The organism is Acinetobacter sp. YH12144, assembly GCF_013418345.1.
GTDB classification, from domain to species: domain Bacteria; phylum Pseudomonadota; class Gammaproteobacteria; order Pseudomonadales; family Moraxellaceae; genus Acinetobacter; species Acinetobacter amyesii.
On sequence record NZ_VPCD01000005.1, the window covers coordinates 97,289 to 105,530 of the forward strand.

The following is an 8,242-nucleotide window of genomic DNA, read 5'->3' on the forward strand; positions in this document are numbered from 1 at the left end:
AAGACTTTCACCTCATATTGAGTTTAATGATTTTTATTTGTAAATCAGATCATTTTTCTATAATAAGAGGATTTACCCAATGATGCGGATTGGTTTGTTCTTGCTGACCAACCTCGCGGTACTGGTTGTAGCTGGCATAATCTTGTCACTCTTCGGTGTCGGTAGTTACCACGGTGCAGGCGGCTTAAACTTAGGCAACTTGCTCGTTATCTGTTTTGTGTTCGGTATGGTGGGTTCGATGATCTCACTATTCATGTCAAAATGGATGGCGAAAAAAACCACGGGTACAGAGCTGATTGACCCTAATGCACCACGTAGCCAAGCTGAAGCATGGTTACTCAACGAAGTTGCGCAACTGGCACAACGTTCTGGTATCAAAATGCCAGAAGTGGGTATTTTCCCATCGTACCAGTCAAATGCCTTTGCAACAGGCTGGAACAAAAATGATGCTTTAGTGGCGGTTTCTACCGGTCTACTGGAGCGTATGAACAAAGATGAACTCCGTGCCGTACTCGCTCACGAAATTGGTCACGTAGCCAATGGTGACATGGTGACCCTTGCTTTGGTGCAAGGTGTAGTCAACGCCTTTGTCATGTTCTTTGCACGTGTAGCAGGTGACTTTATCGACCGTAATGTCTTCGGTCGTGAAGATGGTGAAGCACCGGGTATCGCATACTTCGTCATTACGATTGTATTAGATATTGTCTTTGGTATCGCAGCGTCTGCCATTGTGATGTGGTTCTCTCGCTACCGTGAATACCGTGCCGATGAAGCTGGTGCGCGTCTAGCAGGTAAACAAGCGATGATTTCTGCCCTATTACGTTTACAAGCAGAATCTGAAATGCCAGATCAAATGCCAAAAGAAATGAAAGCCTTTGCTATTTCTGCGGGTCAAGAACAAGGTTTCAGCTTAGCTGCATTGTTCCAAACACACCCAACGATTGAACAACGTGTTGCGGCTTTACAACAATTAGATTGCCCATAATTCAGCATCTGATGTAAGTCGTAAAAAAGCCTCCCTATGGAGGCTTTTTTAAGTCTAATTTTTTCCGAACATTTACTGTCTTATCAATAATCTTTCAGTTGAACGATCTTTCAATTGAATAGCCTCTCATTGATCGCGCTCAAGCAACAAGGCATTTCTATCTACAATACTCCATTGGCCTTTAACCATTGCCAAAGCAATGAACCACCCATATAAATTGCAAAGATAAAGACTAATAAGAAAATCATCCCGAATATATCTGGGATATGGATCCATATCCATGCAACCACAGGGTTGCGCCAAAAAGCAGATTGCTGTTGTTTCTGTTCTAATTTTTCATGTAAAAACGGATGTACCACATGTTGATCTGTACTGATTTGATATTCTTCACGAATGTGCGTATGTACGACATCTAAAGCTTTACGGCTCGGTCGAATAAACACATCAAAGATCGTCCCTGCAACAGGAATAAACCCCACGACAGCATCTATAACTGCGAGTTTCATCACACCATTTAATTTGGCTTGTGGTACGCCAATCTGTTTGGCTTTATAGACGGCATAACAGGTCAAGACAAATCCTGCGATATCACCAGCTACGGGAATGGTACTCAACGCTGCGTCCGCACCTACCCCTTGTCGAGTAAATGGAATCCGAACCACGGAGTCCATCATATTGGCAAACTTTGCGAGATCGCGTTCAAGACGAATGACTTCTTGCTTTGACATTTTTTGTTTTAATGGTTCAGTCATGTTTTATCCAATAAAAACCGTGTAAATCACTGAGATTAAAACATATTAGAAGTCTTCAATCTGTAGCAAAATGCTAATCTCTATAAATTGAGCAATTGTGAAGCAATCATCAAATACACCACCACGCCTGTCGCATCACAAATCGAGGTCACCAAGGGTGCAGATGCACTTGCAGGATCGAGCTTCAACTTATTGAGTACAAAGGGCAAACTCATGCCAATTAAACAACCGAGCAATACGATACCCATCATACTTAAAGCCAAGACCAAAGCGACGGTTGCATCACCACGGTAGTAGCCTAAAATCGATACAGCAATGGCCATGGTTCCACCGAGGCAAAGCGCGACGAGCGTCTCCCGACCCAATAAATAAAACCAATCACGAATTTTTACATCCCCAGTGGCAAGCGCTCGCACCATTAAGGTTGCAGACTGTGAACCTGCATTGCCTCCACTTCCGACCAATAAGGGTAAGAAAAAAACCAAGACGATATGTGCGGCAATGATGTCTTCATAATATGAAATGCCTAATCCGGACAATAAGCTGCCAAAGACCAATATCACCAACCAGAACACCCGCTTTTGATACAACTTTAAAATCGGTGCTTTATTAATGCTCATACCTGGTTCGGTACTCACCGCACTGGCTTTTAAAAAGTCTTCAGTGGTTTCAGCCTGTACCACATCCATCGCATCATCATAGGTGACAATCCCCATCAAACGCTGGGCATGATCCACAATCGGCAAGGCCATAAAATCATATTCTGCCAATTTTCGCGCAATGCTTTCTTGATCTTCATCTATCCAGCCGGTCACCACATCTTTGGTCATCACCTGTTGAATCCGTGCATCACGATCGGCCTGCAAAATTTGCCGCAGTGAAATCACCCCTTCTAATTGAGACTGATCATTGGTGACATAAATTAAATACAGGGTTTCACGGTCATGCGGTTCATGGCGTAAGGCCTCTATAGCTTGTTGCATGGTAAAGTCAGCAGGCATACTGACATAGTCTGAACTCATGATTGCACCTGCAGACTCTTCTGCATATGCAGATAACGCCTTTAGATGCTCTTGGGTATCTTGATCAAGTTGTTGATAAATCCGATCTTGTTCTGCATCAGTTAAACTTTTATATAAGTCCGTTGCATCATCAGAATGCATATCATCAAATAGTTCAATTTGTAGACGCAGTGGATAACGTGAAATCAGCTGTCGCTGTGACTCAAAAGGGAAAAACTCAAATACCAAGCCTTGATGGTCTAAACCTGAAAGTAACTCGATTTGATCTTCGATTGGAAATTGCTGAATTAAACGAGCCTGATCAGCGTAGTTCAGAGGCTGTAAAGCGAAAACTGCTGCTGCATAATTTTGTTGTTGCAGCAAAGCGGAAATTTCACGCTGTCTTTGTATTAAATCCGCCATTCAACTCACTCTTATTTTAATCTTTCTATGTAGAGCACATTTTGAAGGATAAACTAAAGAGTTTCAAATCTCTTCAATATGTTCTCGGTGAACGTTCTTTGCGAAAATTCTCTGTGAACATTCCCTGTCGAAAGTTTGGTGACATAAATTTGGCGACATAAAAAGCCACCGCGATGTACTCAAGCTTTCACGGTGGCTTTTACTAGAGCTATACACTGTGCGTGAATTATTTCTAAGTTTCAGACACCGGTTTGATTTTAAAAATAGAGCGGACCATCACATACATAAACGGAATAAAAATCAGCACCAAGACCGTACCGAATATTACCCCACCGAGTACGCTTACCCCAATCTCTTGACGACTGGCTGCACCTGCGCCAAAAGCAAGAACTAAAGGAACCACCCCTGCACCAAAAGCCAAAGAGGTCATCAAAATAGGACGTAAACGTAGTGCTGCGCCTTCCATTGCAGCCTCGATTACATGTTTGCCTTTTTCTTGTGCCATCGCTGCAAACTCTACAAGCAAGATCGCATTTTTACAGGACAGACCGATGGTCGTCAGCAAGGCAATTTGGAAATAGATGTCATTTGGAAAACCGGTCATGTAGCTAAACAAAATATTACCGCCTATCCCGAGTGGAATCGCACTCATGACTGCGGTCGGAATGCTCCAACTTTCATATAGGGCGGCAAGACAGAGGAAAATAAATCCAATCGAGACCAAATATAGCCAAATCGCTTGATGACTTGATTTTTGCTCTTCAAAAGATAAACCACTCCATGCCACATCCACGCCAGGCACCTGATCGACTAAGGCTTTCACATCCTGCATGGCTTGTCCACTTGAGACATTTTTGGCTGTATCCGCTTCCATTTGTAATGCGGTGTATCCCATAAAGCGATTGACGACTTCAGGGCCGCCACTCCAGCCAATGGTTGAAAAATTACTAAATGGAATCATTTCATTTTGGTCATTACGTACATGCCAATAGGCTAAATCTTCTGGTTTAGAACGGAATTCGGCATCTGCCTGCATCATGACGCGTTTAATGCGCCCACGGTCGATAAAATCGTTGATATAGCTACCGCCCCATGCGCTACTCATGGTGCTATTAATCGCATTTTGAGTTAACCCCAAGGCCATTGCTTGTTTTTGATCAATATCTACTTTTAGTTCAGCTTTATCGGGGTTTGAGCGTTTGTCTAAATTTTCGAAACTGCTGAATTGTGAAGATTTTTCTTGTAAGCTTTTAAATTGCGCATCGAGATAAGCACGGCCTTCACCATTCATATCTCGCAGCCAAAATTCCAGACCATCGGTTTGCCCAAGGCCACTGACAGAGGACGGCATGCTGACATTGATTTGTGCATTGTTAAATTTTTTAAAATGTTTCATAGCACGTTCACGAATCGCTTGCGCTGAATTGTGTTGTCCTGAACGTTCATCCCAATGCTTCAGTGCAATAAATCCTTGCCCTAAGTTTTGACCCGTACCAGAAAAATTTCGTCCATAACGAATCATCACCAAATCAACATTTTGCTTTTCTTCAGTTAAAAAGTACTGCCGAATTTGTTCACCGACCTCACGACTTTTCGACATCGGTGCACCTTCTTGTAATTTAAGTTGCACACTCAAAATACCTTGGTCTTCACTAGGAATAAAACTGGTCGGCAAAGCACGATAAAACAAAGCAAATACCGTAATGAGCCCCGCAAACAAAACCACCGTCCATAAGCGATAACGAACCGTGGCTTGTGCAAGTGCTAGATATTTGGTTTTTAAAATCTCTAATTTGGCGTTAAACCAAATCGCCCAGCGCTGTGGTTTCGGATTGGGTTTTAAAATTAAGGCACATAATGCAGGAGTTAAAATCAGCGCAACCATCAGTGACAAGCCCATGGCAGCCACAAGTGTGATGGAAAATTGTCTATAGATCACGCCCGTTGAGCCACCAAAGAACGCCATGGGAATAAATACAGCGGTTAATACCAAAGTAATCCCGATTAATGCCCCACTAATTTCATGCATCGACTCTATAGCCGCTTGTTTTGCTGTTAACTGTTGTTCATGCATTAAACGTTCGACATTTTCCACCACAACAATCGCATCATCGACCAACAGACCGATGGCCAATACCAATGCAAACAAGGTGAGCGTGTTAATGGTCATGCCCAAAGCATATAAAATCGCTAAAGTCCCTAGAATCACCACAGGCACGGTAATCGCAGGTATCAGCGTTGCTCGCCAATTTTGTAAGAAGATAAACATCACCAAAACCACTAATAAAACGGCTTCGAATAATGTTTTCACCACTTCTTTAATCGATTCTTGTACAAATGGCGTGTTATCCCGAGGATAAACAATTTTATAACCGGCAGGTAATTGCTTCGCTAATTGTTCAATTTCTTGCTTAATTAAGGCTGAGGTTTCAAGTGCATTCGCCCCAGATGCCAATGAGATCCCCATCCCTGAAGATGGATATCCGTTAATGGTATTGACCCCTGAATAATTTTCCGCACCCAATTCAACACGTGCAACGTCTTTTAAATAGACAAAACTGCCGTCTCGTGCAGATTTGACAATAATATTTTCAAATTCTTCAACTGACTTTAAACGTGAACCTGAAGTGACTTTTGCATTGAGATATTGATCCGATACACTCGGCAATTCACCTACGGCTCCGGCTGCAACCTGCGTATTTTGTGATTCAACAGCCGCACGGATATCACTGGGCATAAGGCTATATTGCTTTAACTTCAGTGGGTTGAGCCAAATGCGCATGGCAAATTGCGAACCAAAAACATCGACTTCACCGATACCCTCAATTCGAGCAATGTCCTGCTCTAGATGAGTCATCATATAGTCACCAAGTTCGATATTCGAACTCTTGCCAGTCTCATCATAGAGGCCGATAACCATATGGGTATCACCCAAAGATTTATAGACATTTACCCCTTGGCGCTGCACATCTTCAGGCAGCCGATTGATTACTCCATTTATGGCATTTTGTACTTGCACTTGAGCGGTATCTGGGTCAGTGCCATTTTCAAAACTGATGCTGATCCGGCTTCGACCTGAAGAGTCGCTGCTTGAACTAAAATATAAAAGATGATCAATTCCTTTAATTTGTTGCTCAAGAACTTGTGTGACACTTTCCTCGACTGTTTCTGCTGACGCACCGCTATAACTTGCACTGACCGTAATTCGTGGTGGTGCAATATCTGGATAGCGCTCTACCGGTAAATTGAGCACAGCAAATAGCCCGAGCGCCATGACGATGATCGCCAAGACACCTGCAAAAATCGGTCGATAAATAAAAAACTTAGACAGCATCAGTCCATGTCACTTTTCAATTAATGAAATAAAATGTGTTGATTGATTTTTTCAAAAAATCTTATTGATAATCAATCACAATGTGCTTGATTACAAGCCTAGACTACATAAAAACCTTGCTTGAAGCGAAATATGTAGAAAATATGGAGAGCCTCCACTTCAGCTATTTTAGTAAATTTATGTGACAAAACCGCCTCTGTCATGAAGCCTTAGCCACTGCCCTGCAATGTATGCCTGCAACATCATTCATTTATATAAAAAGATGCAGAGGCAGCCATGCAAAAACAATTAACAAAGCAGTTAAATCTAGCCATAACAAGCAAAGTGAAATCCTCATGGGGCGTGTCTTCACTGCTCCTTTTTAGCGTTTTTGGTTTATCTGCATGTAATTCGGATGACGATAAAACCCATGTCACAAAGCCCCCTATTTTGCCTGATACAGGTTTTGTCATTGTTGGGCATCGTGGTGCCAGTGCTTTGCGACCCGAGCATACCCTTGCCGCATATCAAAAAGCGATTGACGATGGTGCGGATTTTATCGAACCCGATTTAGTGCCAACCAAGGATGGCTATCTGGTTGCGCGCCATGAAAGTGAAATTTCAGGGACAACCAATATTAGTACGCTGTCACAATTTGAGGATCGAAAAACCACCAAAAAAATCGATGGTATCGACTATACAGGATGGTTTACGGAAGACTTTAATTTGAATGAACTGACTCAAAATGTAAAAGCACGTGAGCGTATTGCTCAATATCGCCCTAATAACACTCAATATAATGATCAATACAGCATCCCAACGCTCGAACAAATCATTGAACTTGCCGAAGCTCATTATAAAAAAACTGGAAAAATTGTTGGTTTATATATTGAAACCAAGCATCCAACATTTTTCCAACAGCAAAATCTAGCCATGGAAGATCGCTTACTCACAACGCTTGCCAAATACAGTTATACACGTGATATCGCGCCTGTATATTTACAGTCCTTTGAAACCACCAATCTGAAGTACTTACGTGATCAACTCACGCAAAAGAAAACCCTCAAACATGGCAAAATTATTCAATTATTAGATAGCCCAACTGCCATACCGGGTGACTTACAGCAACAAAGCTCACCTCAAAATTATGCAAGTTTAGCCACTGCAGAAGGCCTAAAATCAGTGGCAAAATATGCAGATGGTGTAGGTCCAAGTAAAACCTATATTTTTTCAAACACTGAATTTAAACAAACCACTTTTGTCAAAGATGCCCATGCTGCTGGTTTGAAAGTCCATCCTTATACGCTCAGACCTGAAAATGGTTTTTTACCTGACTATTTAAAATGTAGCTCTGTGGCGACAGAACGCTGTGATACGGGGGCGGCCAAAGAATTTGAAAACTTCTATAAAGCTGGTGTAGATGGTGTATTTGCAGATGATCCGGGACTGGCGCGTAAAACCTTAACACAACTGCAAAAGCCCTAATTTTCCTAAAATGAAAAAAGACGCCAAGGCGTCTTTTTTATTGTTAAACGGAAATCTTAAAGTGGGTTTGCCAAATATTCTGCGGCTGACTGCGTTGCCACTGGCTGAGGTGCTGGAGCTGTCGGAGCTGTCGGAGCTGTCGGAGCTGTCGGAGCTGTCGGAGCTGTCGGAGCTGTCGGAGCTGTCGGAGCTGTCGGAGCTGTCGGAGCTGTCGGAGCTGTCGGAGCTGTCGGAGCTGTCGGAGCTGTCGGAGCTGTCGGAGCTGTCGGAGCTGTCGGAGCTG

General features: G+C 42.8%; 6 protein-coding genes. 2 read left to right on the forward strand and 4 right to left on the reverse strand.

Going from position 1 to position 8,242, the window contains the following annotated elements:
• The first annotated feature begins 79 nt into the window (after positions 1-79).
• Positions 80-985, forward strand: a complete 906-nt coding sequence (gene htpX / locus FTU79_RS05075) for a protease HtpX (RefSeq protein ID WP_078190437.1) — start codon at positions 80-82, stop codon at positions 983-985.
• Between the two features lie 161 nt (positions 986-1,146).
• Here htpX and FTU79_RS05080 read toward each other — a convergent pair whose 3' ends face one another.
• The 3 genes from FTU79_RS05080 to FTU79_RS05090 form a co-directional block, all read right to left on the reverse strand.
• Positions 1,147-1,737, reverse strand: coding sequence for a DUF4112 domain-containing protein (locus FTU79_RS05080; RefSeq protein ID WP_180049076.1), 591 nt, complete (start codon positions 1,735-1,737; stop codon positions 1,147-1,149).
• A gap of 80 nt (positions 1,738-1,817) precedes the next feature.
• Complete coding sequence (gene mgtE / locus FTU79_RS05085; RefSeq protein WP_180007504.1) at positions 1,818-3,161, reverse strand: magnesium transporter; 1,344 nt, start codon at positions 3,159-3,161, stop codon at positions 1,818-1,820.
• Between the two features lie 232 nt (positions 3,162-3,393).
• Positions 3,394-6,495 (reverse strand): multidrug efflux RND transporter permease subunit, encoded by a 3,102-nt coding sequence (locus FTU79_RS05090; protein WP_180007503.1) that lies wholly within the window; start codon positions 6,493-6,495, stop codon positions 3,394-3,396.
• A 276-nt stretch (positions 6,496-6,771) separates the two neighbouring features.
• Between FTU79_RS05090 and FTU79_RS05095 the strand changes: the two genes are divergently transcribed.
• Positions 6,772-7,959 carry a glycerophosphodiester phosphodiesterase family protein gene (locus FTU79_RS05095; RefSeq protein ID WP_180007502.1) on the forward strand — a complete coding sequence of 396 codons (1,188 nt, stop codon included), beginning with the start codon at positions 6,772-6,774 and terminating at the stop codon, positions 7,957-7,959.
• Between the two features lie 56 nt (positions 7,960-8,015).
• On the opposite strand, the gene FTU79_RS16525 is transcribed toward FTU79_RS05095, so the two are convergent.
• Positions 8,016-8,242: hypothetical protein (locus FTU79_RS16525; RefSeq protein ID WP_257224254.1), on the reverse strand; the 227-nt coding region annotated here is incomplete at its 5' end.